At 39.9% G+C, this 25,956-nt stretch carries 29 protein-coding genes and 1 pseudogene; 11 read left to right on the top strand and 19 right to left on the bottom strand.

All coding sequences use genetic code 11. The features are described from left to right. Position 1 precedes the first annotated feature (1 nt). The 8 genes from rplV to MSG66_RS10650 form a co-directional block, all read right to left on the bottom strand. On the bottom strand, positions 2 to 331 hold the full coding sequence (gene rplV, locus MSG66_RS10685; RefSeq protein WP_004639524.1) for a 50S ribosomal protein L22: 330 nt from the start codon (positions 329 to 331) through the stop codon (positions 2 to 4). An 11-nt stretch (positions 332 to 342) separates the two neighbouring features. After that, complete coding sequence (gene rpsS / locus MSG66_RS10680; RefSeq protein WP_001138119.1) at positions 343 to 618, bottom strand: 30S ribosomal protein S19; 276 nt, start codon at positions 616 to 618, stop codon at positions 343 to 345. A gap of 13 nt (positions 619 to 631) precedes the next feature. Continuing rightward, positions 632 to 1,456 carry a 50S ribosomal protein L2 gene (rplB, locus tag MSG66_RS10675; RefSeq protein WP_003653661.1) on the bottom strand — a complete coding sequence of 275 codons (825 nt, stop codon included), beginning with the start codon at positions 1,454 to 1,456 and terminating at the stop codon, positions 632 to 634. Between the two features lie 11 nt (positions 1,457 to 1,467). Then, entirely contained in the window at positions 1,468 to 1,788 is a 321-nt protein-coding gene (rplW, locus tag MSG66_RS10670; protein WP_003653662.1) for a 50S ribosomal protein L23, read from the bottom strand. Beyond that, a complete protein-coding gene (gene rplD, locus MSG66_RS10665) occupies positions 1,785 to 2,387 on the bottom strand; it encodes a 50S ribosomal protein L4 (RefSeq protein WP_042895205.1) in 603 nt (200 codons plus the stop codon). The genes rplW and rplD overlap by 4 nt, the downstream gene beginning before the upstream one ends. Positions 2,388 to 2,398: 11 nt before the next feature. Continuing rightward, a complete protein-coding gene (rplC, locus tag MSG66_RS10660; RefSeq protein ID WP_133971645.1) occupies positions 2,399 to 3,037 on the bottom strand; it encodes a 50S ribosomal protein L3 in 639 nt (212 codons plus the stop codon). 58 nt (positions 3,038 to 3,095) lie between these two features. Further along, positions 3,096 to 3,407 (bottom strand): 30S ribosomal protein S10, encoded by a 312-nt coding sequence (gene rpsJ, locus MSG66_RS10655; RefSeq protein WP_000070912.1) that lies wholly within the window; start codon positions 3,405 to 3,407, stop codon positions 3,096 to 3,098. 252 nt (positions 3,408 to 3,659) lie between these two features. Beyond that, entirely contained in the window at positions 3,660 to 4,388 is a 729-nt protein-coding gene (locus tag MSG66_RS10650) for a type 1 glutamine amidotransferase (protein ID WP_042895209.1), read from the bottom strand. 168 nt (positions 4,389 to 4,556) lie between these two features. On the opposite strand from MSG66_RS10650, the gene MSG66_RS10645 reads away from it, so the two are divergent. The 7 genes and pseudogenes from MSG66_RS10645 (at position 4,557) to MSG66_RS10615 (ending at position 10,722) form a co-directional block, all read left to right on the top strand. Beyond that, positions 4,557 to 5,747, top strand: a complete 1,191-nt coding sequence (locus MSG66_RS10645) for a PLP-dependent transferase (protein ID WP_324654118.1) — start codon at positions 4,557 to 4,559, stop codon at positions 5,745 to 5,747. Positions 5,748 to 5,789: 42 nt separating this feature from the next. Next, on the top strand, positions 5,790 to 7,337 hold the full coding sequence (locus MSG66_RS10640) for a helicase HerA-like domain-containing protein (protein ID WP_324654116.1): 1,548 nt from the start codon (positions 5,790 to 5,792) through the stop codon (positions 7,335 to 7,337). 15 nt (positions 7,338 to 7,352) lie between these two features. Further along, positions 7,353 to 7,480, top strand: a pseudogene (locus tag MSG66_RS10635) (hypothetical protein). A 2-nt stretch (positions 7,481 to 7,482) separates the two neighbouring features. Continuing rightward, positions 7,483 to 8,247 carry a globin domain-containing protein gene (locus tag MSG66_RS10630; protein ID WP_202743287.1) on the top strand — a complete coding sequence of 255 codons (765 nt, stop codon included), beginning with the start codon at positions 7,483 to 7,485 and terminating at the stop codon, positions 8,245 to 8,247. 87 nt (positions 8,248 to 8,334) lie between these two features. Beyond that, positions 8,335 to 8,772 carry an RrF2 family transcriptional regulator gene (locus MSG66_RS10625; protein WP_133971636.1) on the top strand — a complete coding sequence of 146 codons (438 nt, stop codon included), beginning with the start codon at positions 8,335 to 8,337 and terminating at the stop codon, positions 8,770 to 8,772. A gap of 98 nt (positions 8,773 to 8,870) precedes the next feature. Next, on the top strand, positions 8,871 to 9,647 hold the full coding sequence (gene yihA / locus MSG66_RS10620; RefSeq protein ID WP_324654113.1) for a ribosome biogenesis GTP-binding protein YihA/YsxC: 777 nt from the start codon (positions 8,871 to 8,873) through the stop codon (positions 9,645 to 9,647). 124 nt (positions 9,648 to 9,771) lie between these two features. After that, entirely contained in the window at positions 9,772 to 10,722 is a 951-nt protein-coding gene (locus MSG66_RS10615) for a metal-dependent hydrolase (protein ID WP_324654111.1), read from the top strand. Positions 10,723 to 10,769: 47 nt separating this feature from the next. Here MSG66_RS10615 and MSG66_RS10610 read toward each other — a convergent pair whose 3' ends face one another. Beyond that, positions 10,770 to 12,008 carry a dicarboxylate/amino acid:cation symporter gene (locus MSG66_RS10610; RefSeq protein WP_262473506.1) on the bottom strand — a complete coding sequence of 413 codons (1,239 nt, stop codon included), beginning with the start codon at positions 12,006 to 12,008 and terminating at the stop codon, positions 10,770 to 10,772. Positions 12,009 to 12,143: 135 nt separating this feature from the next. Further along, on the bottom strand, positions 12,144 to 13,016 hold the full coding sequence (locus MSG66_RS10605) for an acyl-CoA thioesterase (protein ID WP_003653674.1): 873 nt from the start codon (positions 13,014 to 13,016) through the stop codon (positions 12,144 to 12,146). A 276-nt stretch (positions 13,017 to 13,292) separates the two neighbouring features. Here MSG66_RS10605 and plsB point away from each other — a divergent pair, with 276 nt between their 5' ends. Continuing rightward, positions 13,293 to 15,857: a glycerol-3-phosphate 1-O-acyltransferase PlsB gene (gene plsB / locus MSG66_RS10600; protein WP_133971628.1), complete on the top strand. Its 2,565-nt coding sequence runs from the start codon at positions 13,293 to 13,295 to the stop codon at positions 15,855 to 15,857. Positions 15,858 to 15,903: 46 nt separating this feature from the next. Here plsB and MSG66_RS10595 read toward each other — a convergent pair whose 3' ends face one another. Together MSG66_RS10595 and MSG66_RS10590 are read right to left on the bottom strand one after the other, a co-directional pair. Then, complete coding sequence (locus tag MSG66_RS10595) at positions 15,904 to 16,887, bottom strand: putative solute-binding protein (RefSeq protein ID WP_324654108.1); 984 nt, start codon at positions 16,885 to 16,887, stop codon at positions 15,904 to 15,906. 82 nt (positions 16,888 to 16,969) lie between these two features. After that, positions 16,970 to 17,782, bottom strand: coding sequence for an SDR family NAD(P)-dependent oxidoreductase (locus tag MSG66_RS10590; RefSeq protein WP_324654106.1), 813 nt, complete (start codon positions 17,780 to 17,782; stop codon positions 16,970 to 16,972). Between the two features lie 20 nt (positions 17,783 to 17,802). Here MSG66_RS10590 and recG point away from each other — a divergent pair, with 20 nt between their 5' ends. Then, on the top strand, positions 17,803 to 19,848 hold the full coding sequence (gene recG / locus MSG66_RS10585; RefSeq protein WP_324654104.1) for an ATP-dependent DNA helicase RecG: 2,046 nt from the start codon (positions 17,803 to 17,805) through the stop codon (positions 19,846 to 19,848). Next, a complete protein-coding gene (locus MSG66_RS10580; RefSeq protein WP_324654102.1) occupies positions 19,841 to 20,470 on the top strand; it encodes a ComF family protein in 630 nt (209 codons plus the stop codon). The genes recG and MSG66_RS10580 overlap by 8 nt, the downstream gene beginning before the upstream one ends. A 5-nt stretch (positions 20,471 to 20,475) precedes the next feature. Here the strand turns inward: MSG66_RS10580 and MSG66_RS10575 are convergent, their stop codons facing one another. Next, a complete protein-coding gene (locus tag MSG66_RS10575) occupies positions 20,476 to 20,874 on the bottom strand; it encodes an NUDIX domain-containing protein (RefSeq protein ID WP_324654100.1) in 399 nt (132 codons plus the stop codon). A 13-nt stretch (positions 20,875 to 20,887) separates the two neighbouring features. Then, entirely contained in the window at positions 20,888 to 21,469 is a 582-nt protein-coding gene (locus tag MSG66_RS10570; protein WP_324654098.1) for a TIGR00730 family Rossman fold protein, read from the bottom strand. Positions 21,470 to 21,626: 157 nt separating this feature from the next. On the opposite strand from MSG66_RS10570, the gene MSG66_RS10565 reads away from it, so the two are divergent. After that, the gene (locus MSG66_RS10565; protein ID WP_004639553.1) at positions 21,627 to 22,640 is read left to right on the top strand and encodes a magnesium and cobalt transport protein CorA; all 1,014 of its coding nucleotides are present in this window, start codon (positions 21,627 to 21,629) and stop codon (positions 22,638 to 22,640) included. Positions 22,641 to 22,712: 72 nt separating this feature from the next. Here MSG66_RS10565 and MSG66_RS10560 read toward each other — a convergent pair whose 3' ends face one another. Genes MSG66_RS10560 through MSG66_RS10540 form a run of 5 tightly spaced genes read right to left on the bottom strand, consistent with a single transcriptional unit; the run spans position 22,713 to position 25,945 of the window. Beyond that, positions 22,713 to 23,000 (bottom strand): STAS domain-containing protein, encoded by a 288-nt coding sequence (locus MSG66_RS10560; protein ID WP_324654095.1) that lies wholly within the window; start codon positions 22,998 to 23,000, stop codon positions 22,713 to 22,715. An 11-nt stretch (positions 23,001 to 23,011) separates the two neighbouring features. Next, positions 23,012 to 23,653 (bottom strand): MlaC/ttg2D family ABC transporter substrate-binding protein, encoded by a 642-nt coding sequence (locus tag MSG66_RS10555; RefSeq protein ID WP_262473495.1) that lies wholly within the window; start codon positions 23,651 to 23,653, stop codon positions 23,012 to 23,014. A 26-nt stretch (positions 23,654 to 23,679) separates the two neighbouring features. Beyond that, entirely contained in the window at positions 23,680 to 24,351 is a 672-nt protein-coding gene (locus MSG66_RS10550) for an outer membrane lipid asymmetry maintenance protein MlaD (protein ID WP_133971615.1), read from the bottom strand. Next, the gene (gene mlaE, locus MSG66_RS10545) at positions 24,351 to 25,130 is read right to left on the bottom strand and encodes a lipid asymmetry maintenance ABC transporter permease subunit MlaE (protein WP_005038455.1); all 780 of its coding nucleotides are present in this window, start codon (positions 25,128 to 25,130) and stop codon (positions 24,351 to 24,353) included. Before mlaE ends, MSG66_RS10550 begins: the two co-directional genes overlap by 1 nt. Further along, positions 25,127 to 25,945 carry an ABC transporter ATP-binding protein gene (locus MSG66_RS10540; protein WP_016140089.1) on the bottom strand — a complete coding sequence of 273 codons (819 nt, stop codon included), beginning with the start codon at positions 25,943 to 25,945 and terminating at the stop codon, positions 25,127 to 25,129. The genes mlaE and MSG66_RS10540 overlap by 4 nt, the downstream gene beginning before the upstream one ends. Between the last annotated feature and the right edge of the window lie 11 nt (positions 25,946 to 25,956).

Genomic DNA, 25,956 nt, shown 5'->3' with positions numbered 1-25,956 from the left:
ATCAAACCCCTACCTTAACGGTGATGTGACAAGTACGCTTCGTAATACGATCTGCACGGCCTTTAGCACGTGGCATAATACGTTTAAGGCTAACACCTTCATCAACGTAAATCGTAGAAACTTTAAGATCGTCAACATCTAAACTGTTATTGTGTTCAGCGTTTGCAATCGCAGATTCCAATGCTTTTTTTACTAAAACAGCAGCTTTTTTATTGCTGAAGTTTAAAATATTTAAAGCATGCGCAACAGATTTGCCGCGAATAAGATCTGCAACCAAACGTGCCTTTTGTGCCGAGATAGCGGCACCGCGTAATTTAGCAGTTACTTCCATCATGACACCTATTAACGTTTAGACTTCTTGTCAACACCGTGACCACGATAGGTACGAGTTGGCGCGAATTCACCGAGTTTATGACCAACCATATGCTCAGTAACAATTACTGGAACGTGATTACGACCATTATGAACGGAAATTGTTAAACCAACAAAATCCGGAAGGATCATCGAACGACGAGACCAAGTTTTAATCGGCTTGCGAGAGTTACTAGCAACAGCCGCTTCAACCTTAGCGAACAAGTGCGCATCGACGAATGGGCCTTTTTTCAGAGAACGAGGCATTAGTCAGATTCCTTTACTTGACGCGACGGTCGCGAATAATCATCTTAGTCGTACGCTTATTGGTACGTGTCTTGTACCCTTTAGCTTTTTGACCCCATGGGCTTACAGGTTGAATACCTTTATTACGCCCTTCACCACCACCGTGCGGGTGATCAACTGGGTTCATCGCCATACCACGTACGGTAGGACGAACACCACGCCAGCGCGCAGCACCAGCTTTACCCAATGAGCGAAGGTTGCTTTCTTGGTTAGAAACTTCACCAATTACAGCGCGGCATTCAACATGAATTTTACGCATTTCGCCTGAACGAAGACGAACAATCGCGTAAGAACCATCACGACCCAACAACTGAACAGAAGTACCAGCAGAACGCGCTAATTGCGCACCCTTGCCAATTTTAAGTTCAACGTTATGAAGTGTAGAACCGATCGGCATGTTACGAAGTGGCAAGCAGTTACCTGGACGAATTGGAGCATCGTTACCAGATTGTACTTTATCGCCAGCACGTAAGCCTTTAGGTGCAATGATATAACGACGCTCACCATCAGCATATTTCAACAAAGCAATATGTGCTGTACGGTTAGGATCGTATTCAATGCGCTCTACAACAGCTGGGATGCTGTCTTTATTACGCTTAAAGTCAACGATACGATAGTGTTGCTTATGACCACCACCAACGTGACGAGTTGTAATGTGACCGTTATTATTACGACCACCAGTACGTTTTTTTGCTTCAACCAACGGTGAGTAAGGCGCGCCTTTGTGAAGGTGATCATGAACCACTTTCTCTACAAAGCGACGTCCTGGAGACGTTGGCTTACATTTTTGAATCGGCATAATTTTCGTCCTTATTCCGCTGCGCTTTCAGCGGTATCGCCCAAGTCAGCCATTTCAACATCTTGGCCGGCTTTCAGGGTGACGTATGCTTTTTTAACATCAGAACGACGTCCTAATGTTTTACCAAAGCGCTTAGTTTTACCTTTAGTAATAGTAGTGTTAACTTTAACAACTTCTACACCAAAAAGTTTTTCAACTGCTTTTTTGACTTCAAGTTTAGTAGCATTAATATCTACTTTAAATACTTGAACGCCAACAGTATCACCTAGAACTTGTGCCTTTTCTGAGAAGACTGGTCCTTTAAGGACTTGATAGATACGTTCGTTGTTCATCCGAGTTCTACCTCAATTTTCTTAGCAGCAGCTACAGACATAACAACTTTATCAAACGCGATCAAGCTTACAGGATCGATTGCAGTTGCATCCACCACATCTACATGCGGAAGGTTGCGTGCTGCAAGATATAAGTTCTCATCTACAGCTTCAGTAACGATCAATGCACGAGTGGCATTTAAATCGCCAAGCTTTGCAAGCAATTCTTTAGTTTTTGGAGCTGCAATAGCAAACTCTTCAACTAATACAAGACGATCTTGGCGAACAAGTTCAGCTAAGATACATTGCATTGCACCGCGATACATTTTACGGTTTACTTTTTGAGACCAATCTTGTGGACGAGCAGCAAAAGTTTTACCACCACCAACCCAGATAGGGCTACGAGTAGAACCCGCACGAGCACGACCAGTACCTTTTTGACGGAATGGTTTTTTACCACCGCCAGAAACGTCTGCACGTGACTTCTGAGCACGAGTACCTTGACGACCACCTGCTAAGTAAGCAGTAACAACTTGGTGTACAAGAGCTTCGTTAAATTCACGTCCGAAAGCAACTTCAGACAATTCAACAGCAGAGCCGGAAACAGTTTTCAAATTCACGGTATTTCCCCTCAGGCCTTGATGGTAGGACGTACAATCACGTCACCGCCAGTTGAACCAGGAATTGCACCTTTAACAACTAAAACAGAACGTTCAGCGTCAATAGATACGATTTCAAGACCTTGTACTGTTACGCGTTCATCACCTAAGTGACCAGCCATTTTTTTGCCTTTGAACACGCGACCAGGAGTTTGGTTTTGACCTGTAGAACCTAATACACGGTGAGAAAGTGAGTTACCGTGAGTAGCGTCTTGGGTACGGAAGTTCCAACGCTTAACACCACCTTGGAAACCTTTACCTTTTGATTGACCAGTTACGTCAACAACTTGACCAACTGTGAACAAATCAACACCAATAGTACCGCCAACTTCACGACCTTCAAGCTCAGCTTCAGTAACACGGAACTCTTTAACCAAACGACCAGCAGCAACACCAGCTTTCGCAAAGTGACCTTTCTGAGCGTTAGTTACGCGAGATTCGCGACGTTCACCAGTAGTTACTTGAACAGCTTGATAACCATCAGTTTCAAGTGTTTTGATTTGCGTAATGCGGTTTGGATCGACTTCGATGACTGTAACAGGTACAGAAACACCTGCATCTGTAAAGATGCGAGTCATACCACATTTGCGACCGACTAAACCAATAGCCATGTGCATAAACCTCTAAAAAAGCGGCCTAATTAACTTAAAAGTTAATCAACCGAAAGCCTTAACCCAAAGCGATCTGAACATCAACACCAGCCGCAAGATCTAATTTCATCAATGCATCAACAGTTTTATCTGTAGGTTGAACGATGTCGATCAAACGTTTGTAGGTGCGGATTTCGTACTGGTCACGCGCATCTTTGTTAACGTGCGGTGAAGTAAGAACGTTGAAGCGTTCGATGCGAGTAGGCATCGGAATTGGACCACAAACTTGTGCGCCAGTACGCTTAGCGGTTTCTACGATCTCTTGAGCAGATTGATCAATCAGACGATGATCAAAAGACTTCAAACGGATACGAATTCTCTGGTTAGACATACCAGTAAACTCCAAGCCAAACATATAAAGAATCACCCTTGACGCATCTCACCTATCGGTAAGTGTCAAAGGCAGTGAAAATCACTAAGGTCATGATCGATGCCACGACTGTAATGCACATTTACCACTTTCTTCGCAGCAAATGCCCCTCCTCTTGAGGGTCGCTCATTATAACGATTGTTTAACTCTTATGCAATTCTCTTTTTCTATTTTCTCCACAAAACCTGCTTTGATCGAGCATTGAGAGTTCATTTAGGCATTTACTACAAATTCAATAGCTTTATTTAGAAGTTGATTACCTTGCTCAAATTTTTGTGCTTCGGAATAGTGTAAATCATGTGTAGATTGAACATATTCTCCATCAAAAATAGATAACTCTTCTTCATCTTCAAGTAAAAGAGCTAAAGTTGCTGGTGTCATTTCTGGATGGAACTGAAAACCCAGCACATTTGTTCCAATCTGATACATCTGATTGCGACAAGCCCGATTTTCAGCCAAGTGTATAGCGCCTTTAGGTATTTCAAACGTCTCACTATGCCACTGCATAACCTTTATATTCTCAGGTAAAGGAAAGCTTTCTTGAGGTAAATTTGCAACTCTCTGCACTGTTGACCATCCGAGTTCCTGATAGCGATTACGACTCACCGCAGCACCCAATGCATTAGCAATTAGTTGCCCTCCCAAACAAAGTCCAATAGCTGGTTTTCCGGCCGCTAAATAACGACGCAACCATCTTTTTTCTATCTTTAGCCATGGATAGTTTGCCTCATCATTTACACTCATGGTTCCACCCATGACCAATAACAAATCAACCTCTTCAATTCTGGGTAAAGCCTCTATTTCAAGCGATCGATCAACTGGAAGTGCAAAAAACTCTGTAGAGCTAATGGTCGCGTGGTGAGCTTTTAAAAATGAATAACAACTTCCAAATCCCTCACCAGCAATGTGTTGAAAATAGTGAACTCGTAAATGCGACTTCATGCGCTTAAACCTATTGTTGTTAGAATGTTGTAGTGGTCTTTGCAAAAATAAAGCCAAGTTTTTATTTTATAGGTCTACTGTAACGAAACGTCTTATAAAATTTCGTAAATATAGCCAATAATCTAAATTTCTCTTAATCTAACTTTATTATTTAAAATGCAACGCACTATGAAAAAGCATAACGACTTTCAGACTCGCCTCATTCATGCACCAAGAAAGGCTCCGCAATTTATTGAAACAGTGCAACCACCCTTATTTCGTGCATCCACTATTATTTTTAAATCAACTTCGCACCTTTTTGATCGTCATTGGACTAATGATTATGACTATAGTTATGGGACGCATGGCACCCCCACTACCTTCACATTAGGCGACAATATTGCGCAAATTGAAGGTGGATTGCATTGTTTGCTTGCACCGAGTGGTTTATCTGCAATTAATGTTGTGAACTCAGCATTTTTAAGCACTAATGATGAAGTATGGGTACCAGATAACATTTATGGACCGAACCTAGAACATTTAAATTATCTACAAAATCAATATGGCGTTATTGTTAAAGTATATAACCCCATTGATGCTTCAAGTTTTCAACCGACTGAAAGAAGCAAACTATTATGGTTGGAAGCTGCAGGTTCAGTTACTCTAGAATTCCCTGATCTTAAAAATTTAGTTAAAAAAGCTAAAAAGCATGGCGTATTAACAGCGCTAGATAACACTTGGGGCGCGGGGCTTGCGTTTAATGCTTTTAATTTTTCTGATGAAAATCTAGCAGTCGATTTAACCGTCCATGCACTAACCAAATATCCAAGTGGTGGCGGTGATATCCTAATGGGCAGCATTATAACTCGTGATAATAAACTCCATCACCGTCTGTTCCGCACACATGCCATTTTAGGTATTGCAGTTTCAGGAGATGATGCTGCTCAAATTCAACGTAGTCTTGCTCATATGTCTTTACGCTATGAACAACAATCTGCTAATGCTCAAACTTTATTTAAATGGCTAAAAGGCCAACCTCAATTTGCACAAGTTCTACATCCAAGTGATGAAACCGCCCCAAGTTATCAATATTGGCAAGAAATCTGCACAAATGGTCAAAGTGCAGGTTTAGTGAGTGTTATTTTCAAACCAGATTATGACATGGCAACAGTACGTCGCTTCTGCGATGCATTAGAGTTATTTAAGCTCGGTTTTAGCTGGGGAGGACCAGTTAGCCTGATCATGCTTTATGATTTAAAAATGATGAGAAAACTTGAGAATACACATTTACAACAAGGATTATTGGTTCGATTCTGTATAGGACTAGAAGATCCGCAAGATTTAATACAAGATATCGAAAACGCACTAAAATATTTGTAAAACGACAACATTATAGTGGCTCACACCAAAGGATAAAAATATATGGGTACACCGATTGTTATTGCTAAAAATATTAATGACACATCAAAAGAAATTGTTTTGCTTTCCCAGTTTGCCAACCGTCATGGATTAATTGCGGGTGCTACCGGTACAGGCAAAACAGTTACATTGAAAGTTCTAGCAGAGAGTTTTTCTCGAATTGGCGTACCCGTATTTCTTGCCGATGCTAAAGGTGATGTTTCGAGCCTCGCAAAATCAGGAGAAGCTTCAGATAAGTTTAATGAACGTCTAAAATTATTACAGATTGATAGCGTTCCTTTTGCTGCCAACTCTGTCATTTTCTGGGATCTATTCGGCCAACAAGGCCACCCTATTCGCACTACTATTTCTGAAATTGGGCCAATTTTATTGGCTCGTATGCTCAATTTAAATGACACACAAGAAGGTGTTTTAGCAGCCGTATTTCGTATTGCCGATGATCAAGGTTTGCTGTTAGTCGACTTTAAAGACTTAAAAGCCATGATCACTTTTGTTAGTGAGCATGCTGCCGAGTTTAAAGCTGAATATGGCAATTTATCTCCAGCCAGCTTAGGTGCTATTCAACGTAATTTGCTCGCTCTTGCCGACCAAGGTGGAGAACAATTTTTTGGTGAACCTGCTTTAAATATTCTGGATTTTATACAAACTGATGCAAATGGACATGGTTATATCAATATTCTTGCTGCTGACAAGCTCATGAATACGCCTAAGCTATATGCTACTTTCTTGTTGTGGATGCTATCAGAGTTATTTGAACAGCTTCCAGAAGTTGGCGATCTAGACAAACCGAAACTCGTGTTTTTCTTTGATGAAGCTCACTTATTATTTGATAATGCCAGCCAAGCATTACAAGAAAAAATTGAACAAGTTGTACGTTTAATTCGCTCCAAAGGTATTGGCATCTATTTTATTACTCAAAATCCACTCGATTTACCAGAAAGTGTTCTTGGTCAGCTTGGTAACCGCATTCAACATGCACTACGTGCATTTACGCCTAAAGATCAAAAAGCAGTAAAAACCGCAGCAGATACTTTCCGTGCCAATCCAAACTTTAAAGTTGATGAAGCCATTACCGAACTGGCTGTTGGCGAAGCACTCATTAGTTGTCTTGATGAACAAGGTACACCGCAGATTGTAGAACGTGGCTGGGTGATGTCTCCTTACTCTGCCTTTACGCCAATCACTCCAGAAGAGCGTCAAACTCTAATCTCAAAAAGTATTATTGCTGGCATTTATGAACAGGCTGTAGATCGTGATAGCGCCTATGAAATGCTACAAAATAAAGTCGCTGAACGTGAGCAACAACAACAAAATGACGAACTTGCCAAACAACAAGAAAAAGAGCAAGAAACTTTAGCCAAACAACAAGTAAAGGAACAAGAACGATTAGCACGCGAGCAACTAAAAGAAGAAGAACGAACAGCACGTGAACGAGCCAAGCTTACACAAGATATTGTGGGTACTTTTGCAAAAAGTGCTGCACGAAGTTTAGGTGGAAGTACAGGTCAAAAATTAGTAAGAGGCCTGCTTGGTTCACTATTTGGCAAATAACTTTCTTAGAGATATATCACTTTTAAATTAGGGAATTTTATATTCCCTAATTTTTTTATGGTTTTTATAAAAAATCTATTGCGATTACTTTTTTAAAGATGTATTTTAAATACATCTTATATAGCCAGATAAATAAGGTCTAGCCATGACTCCACAACAAATTGAACTCGTTAAATCTACTGTACCTGTTTTACGTGAACACGGTGTTACGCTTACCACATACTTTTATAAGCGTATGCTTAATAACAATCCTGAATTAAAAAATGTTTTTAACTTAGATGACCAAACTAGCTTACGTCAGCCTCGCGCTCTTGCAGCCGCAGTACTTGCATATGCAGAAAATATTGAGAACCCTTCTGTTTTAGCTAAAGCAGTTGAACGCATTACAACTAAGCATGTGAGCTTAGATATTCAACCCGACCAATATGCAATTGTTGGCGACAACTTACTTCATTCAATTAGTGAAGTACTCAACGTTCCATTTGAGTCTGAGCTTATCGAAGCGTGGAAACAGGCTTATTTACAATTGGCAGATATCTTGATTGGTGTTGAAAAACAAAAATATGAACAACTTGAAAATTTAAATGGTGGATGGGCTGGCTGGCGTTCATTTGAAATTACTCAAATCGACCCTCTTGAATCTGGAAAACGTTTTACCTTAAAAGCAACTGACCATGAAGACGTACTTAGCGGTCCTGCGAATGCTTTTATCTCGGTTAAAGTACAAGTTCCAGAACAACAGCTTGAGCAACCAAAAGCATTTAAATTTACAGAAGCTCAGGAAAACAACTCATATCATTTTGAAGTTCAGCCTGAAGAAAATCATACTGAATTCTCAGTTTCAAACATCTTGCTTGAACATTATAGAGTTGGCGATCAAGTTCAAGTTTCAGCGCCTTTAACGCTCTAATATAAAAACCTCTTGCCTGAAAGTTTTCTTATTTAGACTTTCAGGCTAAGATGATCATCCTTTTTATTCTTCCCATTTTTGGTGATCATGCAGCTTAATAAATTTACCGATTATGCATTACGAATATTAATGTACGTTGCTCGCCCAAGTGATGCACCCTACACGATTGCAGAAATCGCGAAAGATTTGCATGTTTCACAAAACCATCTGGTTAAAATTGTCCACTTTATGGGTAAACAAGAATGGATCATTACCATTCGTGGAAAAGGTGGTGGAATTCGTTTAAATCCAGAAGCCCTTAATTCAAATTTAGGTTCAATTGTTCGAATCTTACAGGGTGATCACCAAATTGTTGAATGCAATACACCGCCCTGTGTGCTACGTGCACATTGTGGTTTAAAAGGTATTCTTGACCAAGCTTTAGAAAGCTTTTACCAAAGTCTAGACCAATACACACTTGGAGAGGTTTTGCAGCAATCAAAGTCTGCCCCACCTAATTCTCCTATCGCTTTTTTGCAAATCTAATAAATACTCTTTATGGGTTAAATCTATTGAAAATTAGCAAGAACAACCAAGCTCCTTTATACTAGGCACGAGCCCTCTCATTTAAAAAGTTATTTTTTATGCGTCGTAGTGAAAAATCGAAAGACACCAAAGCCAGACTCGCGCCCAAGCAAAAGATCAGCTATGAAAAAGCACCAGATCCGGCGATCACAGCATACGCTGTGCAATCATTAAACTGGTTACGCCAAGCTGAGTTCCTAATGAGTGCACCTAAATTGGCACTTTGTGTTGAAGATAGCGGCTACGAAATTGCTTTTGCAGGACGCTCAAATGCTGGTAAATCTAGTGCGATTAATGCTTTAACTAATCAGAAACAACTAGCACGTGCCTCTAAAAGACCTGGCCGTACTCAGATGATTAACTTCTTTAGTCTAGGCAACCCTGATCAACGTTTAGTCGATCTTCCAGGTTACGGTTATGCAGCTGTACCTGAAGATATGAAACGGGTGTGGCAAAAAGAATTAGAAAACTATCTAATCCACCGCCAAAGCTTACAAGGCTTAGTGTTACTTATGGATATTCGCCATCCTCTACAGCATTTCGACATGATGATGCTAGAGTGGGCTTATTCACGTCATCTATTTGTTCATATTCTACTAACAAAAGCAGACAAACTTAATCGCGGCCCTGCAAACAAAGTTCTACTAGAAGTTAAGCAACAACTTAAAAAGATGAAGCTTGATTTTTCTATTCAACTTTTCTCCTCACTTAATAAGATAGGCTTAGAAGAGCTAGCAAGTGTTATGGCAGGGCGTCTACATTTCACATTGGATCAACAGCCAGAATTTGATGTCGATTCAATCCCTGAAGTATCAGATGAGGATGCTGAAAGCTAAATTATCCCTACAGATACAATTTCTTCGTTAAATTTATACTCAATTGTCCCCTATTGCTAAACACAAATGTAGGGGCTTTTTTTATACTCGTTGTTAACTTCATCGAGTTAAAAATCAGGACTAAATGATGAAATTGTTATCTTTTTTGAAGAACAAGGCTTTAGGTTCTTCTATTGATTATAAAATTCTTCCACGTAAAGTAAAATTTGACTGGAAAGATACCCCTGTCGACTGGATTCCTAATCAGCCTTTCGCAAGCTATTTTATTAATGAAATTAATAATATTTTGCCAGCTGGAGAGTTCTGGTTTTGCCGTTTATACAACAAGGTTTTACCAAGTATTACTGACGAAAAACTTAGACAAGATGTCCAAGCTTTTATCCGTCAAGAAGCTATGCATGCCAACGCACATACTTCTGCAAACAAAGAATATTTAAGCGTCCGTAATATTGATATCCAGAGAAATCTGGACATTATGAATTATTTATTTAATAAAGCTTTAGCAGATAAACCATTTGATAAAGAAGTTCCAAATTTTTTACAAGGCCAATGGGATTTATTCCGTTTAGGAGTTGTTGCCACAGTCGAACACATGACCTGTGTGTTAGGCAAATATGCACTTTATAACAAGCGTTGGGAAGAATTAGGCGCCGATCCTGAAATGGTCGATCTGGTTAAATGGCATGGTTCAGAAGAAATTGAACACCGTACTGTAGCCTTTGACTTATATCGTCATCTTGGTGGTGGCTATATTCCACGTTACTACTTAAGTCTTGCAGTGATTGTACTGGTACTCGGATTATGGGTAGACGGTGCAGCACATATTATGAAGCAAGACCCACGTTTTGCCGATGCTGCTAAATCTAGATTTTTCCCAGTTTGGGTTGCTGTAGAATGGTACAAAATTAGCCGTAAAGATAATCAGGTTTTACCAAATCCTATCTGGCTTATTGCTCAACAAATTGATTACCTCATGCCTTGGTATGATCCAGTCAAAGAAGGCAACACTGAAGATGCGGTTGGTTATTTATCGCAATCTCCAGCAGCAAAAAGAGCAGAGCTACAAGCCGCTTAAAATAAAAAAGCAGGATTTAAATCCTGCTTTTTTTTGATTTATAGATATTAGACACTGATATCTTTATCTTTGGTATAACGGTCTACAACCACACTAATCATCATATCACCCTGCACATTTACCACCGTTCTTACTGTATCTAATAAACGGTCAATCGGGAGCAGAATTGCAATTGCCTCGGCGGGCAAACCCACCGACTGTAAAACCATAATCATGGTGACCATGCCAGCGCTAGGTATTCCTGGCGCACCAAGTGATGCAATCATTGCTGTTAAACAGACTATAATTTGCTGTGTCAGGTTTAAATCCAAGCCCACTAAATTTGCTACAAACAGTGCAGCTGCTGCTTCATATAAAGCAGTACCATCCATGTTTAACTGGGTGCCTAGTGGAATAACAAATCCTGCGGTTTGAGGACGTACACCCAAGTTTTCTTGTGCACATTTCATACTCAGCGGCATAGTGGCAGAGCTAGAACTAGTTGCAAATGCTGTAATCAGTGCTGTACGCGTTCCTTTAAAAAAGGTCCACGGGCTCATACGGCCAAAAATCCAAAGAAGTAGTGGTAGAACAACGGCACCATGAAAAATAGTTGTACCCGTTACAACGGCTGCAAACTCAGCCAAACGACTTAATACTGAAATATCTTCTGTTGCCATTAACTTTGCTAATAAAGCAAAAATACCCAAAGGCGCTAATTTCATGACCCAGCCAACCAACAGCATCATCATTTCAAAGAACTGGTGACTCAATACACGAATACTTTTGAAACGCTCGCCACCCTGCACCAAAGCGACACCAATAAATAAAGCAAAGACCACGACAGCTAAAACGTTACCATCACTAAATGCTTTAAATGGATTGATTAAAGTATTTTGAATAAAATTCGTGAAAAAACTTGCGGGGTTTAAACTATCTGGTGCTTGATAATTTTGTATAGAGTTCTGAAAAATAGAAATATCTATGCCACGTCCTACTTCAAATAAATGAGCACAACTAATGCCTAAAATTAGGGCTAAAGTCGTGGTAGTTAAACAGCATAAAAATGTAATTTTCCAGACTGGTCCTAACTGTCCGCCTGCTTTTAGATTTGATACACCTACAACAATCGAACTAAAAATTAAAGGCACCAAAAGCATTTTAAGCAGCCCAATAAAAACACTACTTAATATTCCAAGCCCATATAAACTATGTTTTACAAAAGCTGTATCTGGATACATTGTGAGTAGGAAACCAAAGGCTAAACCTAAAATGGCGGCAATCAGAATTTGTGTATTTAAGTTCATATCAGCATTATTTTTTTCAGTTGGCGTACCTATTTACAATATGACATGAGCTTGCTCTTCATTCGAGCAATTTTTTGTCACATCGTTTCCTTAAAAAGAAAAAAGCCATCTGGTTAGATGGCTTTTTCGAGGAATTTATTGCGTTTCAATTTCCCGTAAACGGATTAAACCCTCTTGTACTGTACTGCATACAAGCTGACCATTTTGCCACATACGACCGAAGTTTAAACCGCGAGAAGCCGCGCTCACTGTGGCTTCCATATCATAAAGCATCCACTCATCCGCACGAAGTGGACGATGGAAATAAATCGCATGATCAATGCTTGCACATTGCAAACTTGGAGAAATATAACTCAGCCCATGCGGTCTTAAAGCCGTCGTCATTAAGGTAAAGTCTGAATAAAAGGCAACAATCGCTTGATGCAAAGCAATATCATCTAATTGTTTTGGAATACGATCATGTGTGCGGATATAGTGCGCATTATATGGAGCTTCTGGTTGCGGCTGAAATGGGTTTACTGGATCAATTGGGCGAATTTCTACATGACGCTCACGCATGAAACTCGCGCGAACATTTTCAGGTACAAAATTTAAAATCCCCTGTTTCAACTCATTTTCAGATTTAAGCGTTTCTGGTGCTGGATACTCAGGTTCTTGATGTTGATAGTTCAAACCTTCTTCTGGGTTGGCAAAAGAAACCATCGCTGAAAATATGACTCGCCCATGCTGAATTGCACGAACTTGACGACTTACAAAGCTCTTCCCATCCCGTAAACGGTCTACTTCATAGATAATTGGGGCATTAATATCGCCGCCATACAAAAAATATGCATGCAAAGAATGCGCTGGGCGATCAGTTGTATAAGATGCTGCACGTAAAGCCTGACCCAAAACCTGTCCACCAAAGACACGTTTACCGACAAGATTACGGCTCATGCCACGGTAAATATTTTCTTCTAGCTTTTCTAAAGTGAGAAGCTCGACTAGTTCTTGGGTTAACGCATTCATGAGAGATACCTTCATATTTCAGGTAAAAAATCGTATTAAAGGACAGATGTGTAGAATCTATTGTGCCATAAAAAACTATTTGAACATGGAACAATCAGTCAACTTATGACGAACATTGCTTATATAACAGCTAAAAATACGATTTTTAACGATAAAATATGCCAAAAGCATTATAATTTATAAGCTATTAGCATATTGTTTTTTTCAATAAATGCCTCAAAATAATTACCCTCCGCATTTGGTGCTGGGATTTGTCTTTAAGAAGTAGGAGTTCTTATGTCCAAGAGTGGGTTTGGTCAAATGTATCGTCGGCTTTCGAGTAAACTACTTGACCTCGTGGTAACACCACATGTTCTTGGGGAAGTTCCTACTGAACCAGTATCAGAAACAGAAGCAAAGACTGACCGCAAGAAAGTGGTATGTTATGTCTTACAAAACCATTCTCGAAGCAATGCTTTGGTGGTTGATGGAGAAACGCGTCGTTTAAATTTAAAACCTGCGTTAGACCCATTAGTTGTTGGCACTCATCAGGAAAAAGCATCGGTTTTATTTTTACAGCATAATGATGAAAATAATTTCCTGAATCCTCCTCCTCATGCTTTTCCACCACGCTTACTAAAATTAATTGAAGTCTTACAAGAAAATCCTGAACTTGATATAGAGCTTGTTCCAGTTACCGTTTTATGGGGCCGTACGCCAGATAAAGAAGATTCTTGGTTTAAGCTCTTATTTTCAGATACTTGGGCTACACCAAGCACCGTTAAGCAATTGGTCAACATTGGCTTACATGGTCGCCAATCGTATTTAGAATTTCATGAACCGCAATCGCTACGTGAACTGGTTGAATATGCACAGCAGCATTATCCAAACCTTTCACCAGCAACTTATATTGTAAGTACATTAAATGATTATTTAGACCGTCAGCGTGAAGTGGTATTAGGCCCCGATTTATCGGATCGCCGTAATGTTATGCAGTCGGTTGTAAAATCTCGCGATGTGCAAGAAGCTATTCGCCGTGAAAGTATTCGCGGGAAAGTTAGCATGCTCGAAGCTGAACGCCGTGCGATTAGTTATGTGAACGAAGTCGTATCGGATTATTCACACTCAGCTGTACGCTTTGCCGATCTTGCTTTAACGCGCTTATGGACCCAGCTTTATGACGGCGTAGAAGTGCATAACTTCAGCACTGTTCGTGAACTGGCAAAAGATTATGAAGTGGTTTATACACCTTGCCACCGCAGTCACATTGACTATTTATTATTATCCTACGTGATTTATAAACGTGGCTTAATGGTTCCGTATATTGCTGCGGGTGATAACTTAAATCTACCATTTGTAGGGCAACTTTTACGTGGAGGCGGTGCATTCTTTATCCGCCGTTCTTTCCGTGGAAATGGCCTTTATACAACAGTATTTAAAGAATATTTATATAGTATTTTGTCACGTAACACGCCACTCGAATACTTTATTGAAGGTGGACGATCACGTACAGGACGCTTATTACCGCCTAAAACTGGCATGCTTGCCATGACAGTTCACAGCCATTTACGTGGCCGTGCTAAACCTATCGTCTTCTTACCAACCTATATTGGTTATGAACGACTGATGGAAGGCTCGACCTACGTGGGTGAAATGCAAGGTAAGCCAAAAGAAGCCGAATCAATTTTTGGTATTGTGAAAACCTTACGAAAAATTGAACGTATTTTCGGTAAAGTCCACGTGAACTTTGGTGAGCCTGTTTTCCTTGATGATCTGCTTAAGCAACATAATGCAGAAAATGTTTATATCGAGAAAAATGACGACCCAATTCCTCAAGCGGTTTCAGATGCAGTAAATAGCTCTGCACATGCAATTTTAGAAAATATTAACCGAGCTGTGGTAATTAACCCTGTTTCTTTACTTTCTATTATTTTGCTTGCAACTCCAAAGCATACGCTTGATGAAGAAATCTGTATTAAGCAACTTGAAGCTTATCGCAATCTGGCATCAAACTTTCCATATGACCAACGTATGGAAGTAACCCCACTTTCTGGTAAAGAAATTATTGCTTATGGTTTAAAGCTTAAACTCATTAAACGAGTTCAGCATGCACTCGGCGATATTATTGCGATTGAAGATAACCAAGCTGTTCTTCTGACCTATTTCCGTAATAACATTTTGCACGCCTTTGTTTTACCGTCATTGGTTGCATCACTTGTTGAACACAATGGAAAAATCAGTCGTTCAGATTTAACTAATGTCATCTATACCCTGTATCCATTCTTGAAGGCAGAGTTATTCCTTAAATGGAAGAGTAGCGAGCTTAAAGAACAAATTGAGCAATATGCAGATGCGTTGGTTCAATCGAAACTGATTCAACAAGACGATGAAGGTAACTTGATTAGTTCTGCACCAAATACTGAAGAGCACAATCAGCTTGTTGTTTTAGCTACTCCTGTTAAGCAAAGCCTTGAGCGTTACTACATGACGCTTGCGCTCATTACTCAACGTGGTTCGGGTAATATTTCTGCTAAACAGGTTGAAGAATTAAGTCATTTACTCGGACAACGTTTGTCAGTTCTATATGAATTTAATTCGCCAGAGTTCTTCGACAAAGCTTTATTCCAAAGCTTCTTAAAAGTACTTACACAGCAAAACTACATTCGAACCAATGACCAAGGCCAAATCGAGTTTGATGATAATTTCCGTCAAATGGCTGCGGGTGCACAGTTGGTTCTTGATGAAGTAACCTTACAAATGTTACAGCACATCACGACCTTTACCGACGAAGAATTAAAAGATGCTCTTGAAGCTATGGCATCTCAACAAGCAAAACGACGTCTAAAGCGTAAAAAATCTTAAGATTTTGAATCAAAATAAAAGGCAACGAATGTTGCCTTTTATTTTATTAGCGAATTGGACATTCAAAATAGCGCGGATCATCCATACAACGCAGACGCTTCATCAGTTGAACAAAATAAGCATCGTAATAACCTGAAAGTACGTACTGATTGCGTATTTTTGCAACCATAACGTCATAGCTCTGTTTTTCATAAAAAGAGACATCTACCCAATAATAAGCAGGTAAATGATTTTCCCACTGGGTCGCACGGTTAGTCAGTAATTGACTATTTTGAACAAACCATCCTCGAATTTTTCGGCCAAAATTAGCAGGATAAGCTTGTGGCTTAATAATTAAATTGACACCGAAATATGCCAAAGGAAAGTTAATGACTTGGACATCTGGCCCAAATTCTTTCTGTAAATTATAGGGCAATAATCCATATATAGGAGCTGGAACAATATCGATTTTGTCTTGCTTAAACTGAACAATTGCATTAGATAAATCAACATAAACTGGCTGACCACCCACGCTTCGTACCAATGCCTGTTGTGGTGGATTATTTGGTAATACGCCAATACGTTGATTTCTTAATTGAGCAACCCTAGAGATTCTCTTATTTTTTAGGACCATATAAGCAGTGCCAATAGGAATCATCCCTACTGCTTCATAGTCCTTAGAAATGAGCCTTTTCTCGACTGTTGGATGATTCAAAAGCTGTAATAAACTTTTAGCAGTACGATTATTAGGAATGAGCCCGATACCTGCAGTACTTCCCATAAACTGGTTATAACGATAAGTATTGAAATTAGATGCCGCTAAACCTGAACATTTACCTTCGTCAAAAGCTTGTATGGCCTGTTGTTCCTTTTGATAGGTAACCACTTTAAATTTGACTTGATATTGCTGGGCATATAATCGAATGTCATTTAAACGACGTGTGATATCCCCTTGGGAACCAATCGGGTCATATGCACACCACACCTGATCCTCGGCCCAACTATAAGCTGTTATTATACTCAAAATAAGAGCTAAGCAAATTTTTTTCACTTTCAACCTTTTTATCTTTATCGGCAATTTGGCTGCCTCATCAGGTATTTCTATTCTTATTTAAAGTTTAACCAAAATTTTATTATGTACCATGAACATTTAAACATAATAAATAGTCATTAAAGCAAATTGGATGCTCTAATTGAAAACCTGTTTGAAGCAAATGTTTAGCATAAATTCTTTTACCTGAAGTGTGGTTCGATTCTAAAGTTAACTCTGGCAATCCCAATTGTTTTTGGAACCACAAGATAATTTCATGCAAGGGCAATGGTTGATTATTAGTCACAATATAGCTCGCTTGATCAGTTTCATAGCTAGCCATAAAAGCTAAAAAGCTTGCTAAATCATTAATATGTATTCGATTACTATAATGAATATTTGGATAACTTTGACTATTTTCAGCCATTTTCTTTAAACGGGCAACGGAAGATCCATAAATGCCAGTTGGGCGAACAATTACACATTGGTTTGGATAATACTTCTGCCAAACTAGCTCCATAGTACGCAATATATGGCCTTGTGCATCACTTGGCTGAATTTCGCTAAAATCATCAATGATCTCTCCTGTATTTTCACCATATACCCGCGTAGAAGAGACTACAATTATTTTTTTTACTGGATGTATTTTTAATGCTTCTCGAATCGGTTCAATACTATCTACATAAGTATGCTGATAACCCTCAACCGTACCTTCTGTCGGGGAAAGTAAAATATACACGACATCTACAGGTTCAATTTTACTTAAATCAAGTTTAAAGATATCTTGAACTAGATGGGTTGCGTAACTATCTGTTTTTACACTACGGCTGATTGTGGTAATTTGATGTTCTTTCTCAAATAGTTGTTTAGCAACACGCTGAGATGTTTTACCATAACCGATAAATAATATATGCATAGAATACTCGTTGAGGGGACATGACTTCAGTCCATCAGTTACAAGGCGTTGGATCGGCTTCAGCAGCCCTGCTCGAAAAACTAAATATTTTTACCACAGATGATTTACTGTTTCATCTGCCACGTGATTATGAAGACCGCAGTACAATTATTGCAATGAATCAACTCGTAGTTGGGCGTAGCTATTTACTCGAAGGCGAGGTCAGATCAATTGATTTTCCTCCGGGAAAACGAAAATCTATGGCAGCCTTGGTTCAAGATGAGTTCGGTAAAGTCACCTTACGCTTTTATCATATTTATAAAAACCTCACTGACAAAATAAAACCCGGTCATCGCTTACGTATTTTTGGTGAAGTTCGCGTAGGGGCGCGTGGCCTTGAGATGTATCATCCTGAAATTCACCTCATGAATGAACATACCCCCCTACCAAAGACCCAACTTACAGCAATTTACCCAAGTACTGAGGGTCTAACCCAACCAAAATTACGTGAGTATGTAAAACAAGCATTAAAACATCATAGTGATGCTTTGCCAGAGCTACTGCCTAAGCAATATACCAATGGCTATGCCCTCAAAGAGGCTTTGTATTACATTCATGAGCCGCCAGTTGATGCCAATATGGTTCAATTGGCCGAAGGTTCACATCCAGCCCAACAACGGCTTATTTTTGAAGAGTTAGTTGCACACCAGATTAGTTTACTTAATCGCCGTGCTTATATCCGTCAAATTGCATCTCCGGCTTTTTCAAGTAGTAAAATATTAGCTAAAAAGTTATTAGAAGCTTTGCCTTTTCAAATGACCAATGCACAAAAACGTGTATCTAAAGAAATTTTGAATGATTTAAAACAGCACCAACCAATGCTGCGATTAGTACAAGGCGATGTAGGCGCTGGAAAAACTTTGGTTGCAGCTGTAGCTGCTTGCCATGCTTTAGAAGCTGATTGGCAGGTTGCGTTAATGGCTCCTACCGAAATTCTTGCAGAACAGCATTATTTGAATTTTAAGCGTTGGTTTGAACCATTAGGTATTACTGTCGCATGGTTGTCTGGAAAACAAAAAGGTAAAGCGCGTGCTCAAGCAGAGCAGCAAATTAAAGAAGGTCATGCTGAACTTATTATTGGTACACACGCGTTATTTCAAGATACCGTTGGATTTGCAAAATTAGGTCTAGTGATTATTGATGAACAGCATCGTTTTGGCGTAGATCAACGCTTAGCTCTACGTAATAAAGGTGCGGAGCAGTTTACCCCTCACCAACTCGTCATGACAGCTACCCCTATTCCAAGAACACTGGCAATGAGTGCATATGGTGACTTAGACACTTCAATTATTGATGAGTTACCACCGGGTCGCACCCCAATTCAAACGGTTACGATTCCGCTTGATCGTCGTGAGGAAGTACTTCAACGAATTGCTTCGAATTGCAGAGATGGGAAACAGGCGTATTGGGTATGCACACTGGTTGAGCAGTCTGAAACTTTAGATGCTCAAGCAGCTGAAGCAACTTATCAGGAAATGAAAGAGCGCTTTCCAGAGCTCAATATTGGCTTGGTGCATGGCAAAATGAAAGCCGACGAAAAACAATCGGTCATGCAAGCGTTTAAGAATAATGAATTACAGCTTCTTATTGCCACCACGGTCATTGAAGTTGGAGTAGATGTCCCCAACTCCTCCATTATGGTGATTGAAAATGCCGAGCGTTTAGGGCTTTCTCAGTTACACCAGTTACGTGGTCGTGTAGGTCGAGGCGCTCAAGCCAGTTTTTGCGTACTTTTATACAAAACGCCCCTTTCACAAAATGGGCAAGAGAGGCTTTCTATTTTAAGAGAGAGTAATGATGGCTTTGTGATTGCAGAAAAAGATCTGGAATTACGCGGACCAGGTGAATTACTGGGTACTAAACAAACTGGAGATATGGGATTTAGAGTAGCTCATCTAGAGCGAGATGATCACTTACTCAGTCAAGCTCATTATGTAGCTCAACAAGTATTAAAAGATTACCCAGAACAAGCAGATGCATTATTAAAACGTTGGCTTCCAGAAGCGCCTCGCTACGCATATGTTTAGTTTCTTAAATCCGCAACATCTTATCCATTCACTCTCACCTTGCTTGTTGTGTGAGTCAGGTGTGCGAGAAAAACATTCGCTCTGCAAGGACTGTTGGAGACAGTTACCTTGGCTTAAACAAACAATTCAGCGCAATAACCAATCAGTTCTTGTAGCCTGTGATTATGCATATCCAGTTAACCGGATCATTCAGCAGTTTAAATATGAACAAAAATTACATTATCAAATCTTGTTAGGTGAAATTCTACAGCAACTAAAATTTCCTAAAGTACAGGCTATTGTACCTATGCCAATTTCGAATCAACGCTTAATTGAACGTGGTTTCAATCAGTCTTTGTTACTCGCAAATATCTTAAGCAAGCAATTAAAAACACCTATTTGGCAGCCAGTACAACGCCTTGCCGAGCATTCGCAAAAAGGGCTTTCACGCTTAGAAAGACTTGAAAATATTGAACAGCAATTTATTGCACTCACTCATGAAAAACGGCGCTATCGCCGCATTCTCATTATTGATGATGTGGTCACAACCGGAAGCTCAATTTATGCCCTCAGTCAGGCAATAAAACAACTCGGATGTACATCCATTCATGCAGCTTGTTTAGCAGCAACTTTAACGAGCTAAGTTAATTAAACTGTAGATAGATGCTGCTCACACCAAGGAATAACAACTTCACGAGTCAAGGGTGCGAGGTAAGTTTCTGAATCATTTAGCTCTATCCACTTCATTTCTGCAATTTCGGCTGCAATTTTAGGAACTTGATCGAGCTGAACAAAATATAAATGACTTACCAGAATATGATCTGGTTCATTCGCCGCTGCTGTTTCAAAACGTCCAAGAAATTGCTCAATTACACAAGAACTTCCAACTTCTTCTAAAATTTCTCGCTGCATTGTGATCTCTGGTGCCTCATTCGGTTCCAGCTTACCACCCACTTGCATAAAAGCATGGGTATTACGCTTTCTTACGAGCAACAACTGATTTTTCTCGTTCAAGATCACTGCAGCAGCGACCGTAATTGTTTTCACCTATTTAACCTCTTTATGGCTGAACATCAGCATTTATCCATTTGGGTTGCGGCGCCTTATAATGTTCAAATTGAGTTAGAATGGTTTCAATTTGATCAGAAGCAATTAACTTATCGACAAAGCGCGCCTGACTAAATCCATTATCCACTGTACCTTGAATCATTTTAAGTAAATCTTCATAAAAGCCAGCTACATTTAAGAAAGCACATGGTTTCTGATGAATACCTAATTGAGCCCACGTCCATTGTTCAAAGATTTCTTCTAATGTGCCTGCGCCGCCTGGCAAAGCAATAAAACCATCGGAAAGGTCTGCCATTTTGGTTTTACGCTCATGCATATTTTCGACCACATACAATTTGGTTAAGCCCGGATGAGCTAACTCACGATCGACCAAAGCACGAGGAATTACGCCAATGACTTGTCCACCAGCTTGTAAGGCGCTATCAGCGACAACACCCATTAAGCCCGAACGACCACCACCATAAACCAAGGTTTTACCCTGTTTTGCAATTGCCTCGCCTGTAACTTGGGCAACTTGTTGGAAAATTGGGTCTGAACCAAGAGATGAACCACAGAAAATACAAATTGAATTCATAGTATAAAAACCGTTTTACTGAACTGTCATGCTGACAAACTAAACTATCAATAGAGTTTTTTTTTGCAAAATAGCGTATTAGCAAGTGTTTTTCGGCAAATCCTTGTCTAAAATACACCCATCCATTTCCATCAGACTGCGTGAGGAAAAAAGACACATGCTTGAAGCCTTTTATGCCACAGAACGCGGAAGTCTGGAAGATGCCACCATCAATGGTGGATTTGATCTACATCCCGAATTAGTCTGGCTTGATCTTATTGCCCCCTCTCAAGAAGAGCAACAATGGGTCTTAGATGCCTATGATCAAAATTTACCCACACTAAAGTCGCTTGAAGATATTTCATCCTCAGCACGATTTTACCGTGATGATGACGGTATTTTGCATATCAGCACCTATTTTTTAACGAAAAATAAAAATTATCAAGTTGATGGTGATGCAGAAGACTCATCGCATATTTTAGCGATGGTGCAAACGGTTGCATTTATCTTACATAAAGACCGTCTCTTTACGATGCGTGGCGAAAAACTAGTGGCTTTTCGTGCCTTCCGTGCACGCGCACGTCGCAACGACTACGACATGGACTATAAAGACCCCACATGGATTTTATTAGGTCTTCTTGAGGCAAAACTCGATGAGCTTGCGGATATCTTAGAAGATATCCACAAAGATTTAGAAAAATACTCTACTGAAGTTCTCAATAACCACCAACGTGAACAAATTCTAGATCTTGATGACATGATTACACGCCTAGCTCAACAAGAAGATATGTTAGGAAAAGCGCAGCTCTGTTTAATTGATTTGCGACGTGTACTTACTTTTTTATCACGTCCCCGCGCATTAGGCAGTCATATTTATGACGCGGATATTCGAGAACTTAGTGAGGATGTTCGCTCACTCGTAGAACACGATGCTTTCTTGTTCCAAAAAGTACGATTCTTGCTTGATACAACGTCTGGATTCATTAATACCGAGCAGAATGACACGATCCGTCGATTCTCGATTTTACCAAGTATGTTAGCTCCACCTATGCTCATTGCCAGTATCTATGGCATGAACACAGATGTATTACCTTTCGCACATGGTACGACTAGTTTCTTTATTGTTTTACTCATTATTATGGGCTTCTTTATTGGTCCCATCATTTACTTCCGCTGGAAAAAATGGATCTAAGCTTTGTAATAAAATGCTAATTCTAAGCATAAAAAAGCACCTATATTTAGGTGCTTTTTTATATTTTACAGATCAAATCAGATGTAGATCTTCCTGCAAATGGCAAGCTTGAATGATCTTCAGCATTTTTTCAGGTACATTTTTAAAATGTAAACCAGCTTTTCGTGGAGTCACTCGTAACCATTGGACTAAAACAGCCAATGCCAAGGTACTACCATGCTCAAGCTGTGTTAAATCTACCACCAAAGGGAAGCTTTGCTGCTTCTTAATGATAGCTAAACCTGCTTGATACTGTTGTTCCGCATTTTCAAAATCAATTTTCCCCGAAACAACCAATTGCTGGTTGAGATACTGAATCACTCGTCACCTACTTATTTCTGTTTTTTCTGATTAACAGCAGCATCTGCATCCGGTTGGAAGGTTGCAATGGCTTTAGTTAAATCACCACCATTACGCTTCACAGTTGCAGCAAACTGGTTACGGAACTGTAATCCTAAATCAATACCAGAAACATTGATATTACGGATTTTCCATTGTGTACCTTTATCAGCCAACTGGAAAGACACAGGAATTTTTTCACCATTGTGATTAAAGTCCAATGTCACTACCGGGTTTTTGCCCGCAGTTGCCTTGTAAGGACGCATGGTATAGCTTTGGTTCGTATACTTAGCAAATGCAGTACCGTAATTTTCAATTAATGTATTACGGAAGTTTGTTTCAAACTGAGCACGTTGCGCTGCTGTACTATACTGATTTGTTGCATAAGTACCCATCACAATGCGTGTAAATGCTTGTGAATCAACATACGGGTCTAAATTCTGACGCACAATACTCTTCACTAATGCTGGATTACTTTGCAATTTTGCATGATCAGCTTTTAAACGAGTAATCAAACCATCAGCAACACGCTTGATGAACTCAGGCGGTGCTTCTGAAGGTGCAGCAAAAGCTGTACCGACAATCATAGTAGACAAAAGACTTGCTGTCAGGGTTTGTTTAAACAACGTATTCACCAGGAACCACTCCTTCAAATAATCTTTTACTCAACAAATGATGCTTGTGCACTGCTTGCAGGAGCATCTGCTTCTGTTGAGCCTGAACCGGCAGCAACTTTACCCGCCCCGCCACCAGTAATAAATTTACTAATTAAATCTTCTAAATCCATAGTTCCTTGAGTGTTTGAAATCGTGTCACCTCGTTTCAGGTAGTTCACACCACCGCCAGGTACAACTTTCAAATATTTCTCACCCAACAAACCATTCGTTGCTACCATTATATAAGCATCTTCATCAATACTAGTGATGGACGTCATGTTACTGGTCAGTTGCTGTTCCATTGTTTTTTGTTGCTCTGGAGAAGCTTGGGTATAATCCGAGCTATAACGCAATTCTTCCAGTGCATTTTTCTGAACTTCTTTTAATTGTTCAGGATTGAAACTTGTCAATTTGCCATCTAAACCAAATGTTACGGTAGCCAAACGCGTAACTGGATCAAGCGTAATTGAATCAACACGACCAATTGTAACACCACTCATTGTCACTTTAGCACGCGGCTTTAGCCCATTGACGTTATCAAACTGAGCCTTCATGGTATAACTATCACTTAAGTTCGTACCAACAAGACCACTGACTTTCATCGCTAAAAAAAACAATGCAATACCGAAGATAATAACAAAGACACCAACGGCCAGTTCACTACTACGTGATTTCATTAAATCCCTCCGAACATGACCGCAGTCAACACGAAATCAAAACCTAAAACACATAATGAAGAATACACAACCGTCCGGGTCATTGCCGTTGCAATGCCTTCTGGTGTCGGATCACACGCATATCCTTGATATACGGCTACCCATGTACAAATCAAAGCAAAAACAATACTTTTAATAATCGTGCCATTGAAAATGTCATGCCAGAAACGCACTGTATTTTGCATACCACTCCAGAAGGAGCCTTCATCAGCACCTAAAAAGTCAACCCCGACCATCTTGCCACCAATAATACCAATGGCTGCAAATATCACAGTTAACATTGGCAAACTGACAATACCTGCCCAAAGACGTGGTGATACGATTTGCTTTAAAGGGTCAACACCAATCATTTCCATACTGGCAAGCTGTTCGCTTTGCTTCATTGAACCAATTTCGGCAGTCAATGCAGAACCTGCTCGTCCTGCAAATAGCAATGCAGCAACCACAGAAGCAAGCTCACGGAGTAGTGTTAACGAAATCGCTGTACCCAACATCGACTCAGCACCGAAAGTGACCAAAATGCTATACATCTGCAAGCCAAGAACCGCACCAATAAACAAACCAGAAACGGTAATAATAAGTAAGGACATCACACCTACGCGGTGCATTTGGTAACCGAAACGACCGAAACCACCCTTGGTAGGAAATGAAAAAATAATCTGCAAGAGCATATGTGCCGCAGCACCAATGCCTCGAATCCGCTCAATAACGAGTCTACCTAACCAGGCAATCGTATTCATGGACGAACCTCGTTATTTAAATAAGTTTGATGACTAAACTGGTATTCAACCGGTCCTTCTGCCGAACCTGTTAAGAATTGGTGTACAAATGGAGAAGCATATTTTTGCAACTCTTCAGGTGTACCCTCTCCCTGAATTTTTCCTTCAGCTACCACATAGATGTAGTCAGCAATCGATAATGTTTCTGCGACATCATGCGAAACAATAATTGTTGTTAAATCTAACGCTTCACGTAGTGAACGAATTAAACGTGTCAAAACACCTTTCACAATTGGGTCTTGACCTGCAAAAGGTTCATCGTACATGATTAAATCGGGATCAAGTGCTATCGCGCGAGCCAATGCCACACGACGATTCATACCACCTGAAAGTTCTGTCGGCATTAATTGTTCAGAACCACGCAGACCCACCGATTCGAGTTTTAATGCAACCAGTTCAGCAATGAGATTTTCAGGAAGCTTAGTATGCGCTCGGATTGGAAACGCTACATTTTCATAAACGGACATATCCGTAAATAGAGCCCCACTCTGAAATAACATTCCCATACGTGCACGGGCTGAAAAAAGTTCCTGACGAGACATTTTGGCAATATCTTTAGAGTCGAGTAAAACTTCCCCCTGATCTGGAACTAATTGTCCACCAATCAGACGTAATAAAGTTGTTTTACCTGTACCAGAAGGTCCCATAATGGCCGTAATCTGGCCTCGACGTATATTTAAACTAATATTGTCATAAATGACGCGTTCCCCTCGATTAAAACTCAAGTTTTTCACTTCAATAAGCGGTTGAGTCGAGAGAGGAGTTTTATTATTCATAATGGCAATCG

It is taken from the genome of Acinetobacter sp. IK31 (assembly GCF_035615195.1).
Lineage (GTDB): Bacteria > Pseudomonadota > Gammaproteobacteria > Pseudomonadales > Moraxellaceae > Acinetobacter > Acinetobacter calcoaceticus_C.
This window is presented reverse-complemented; position numbering and strand designations above follow the sequence as displayed.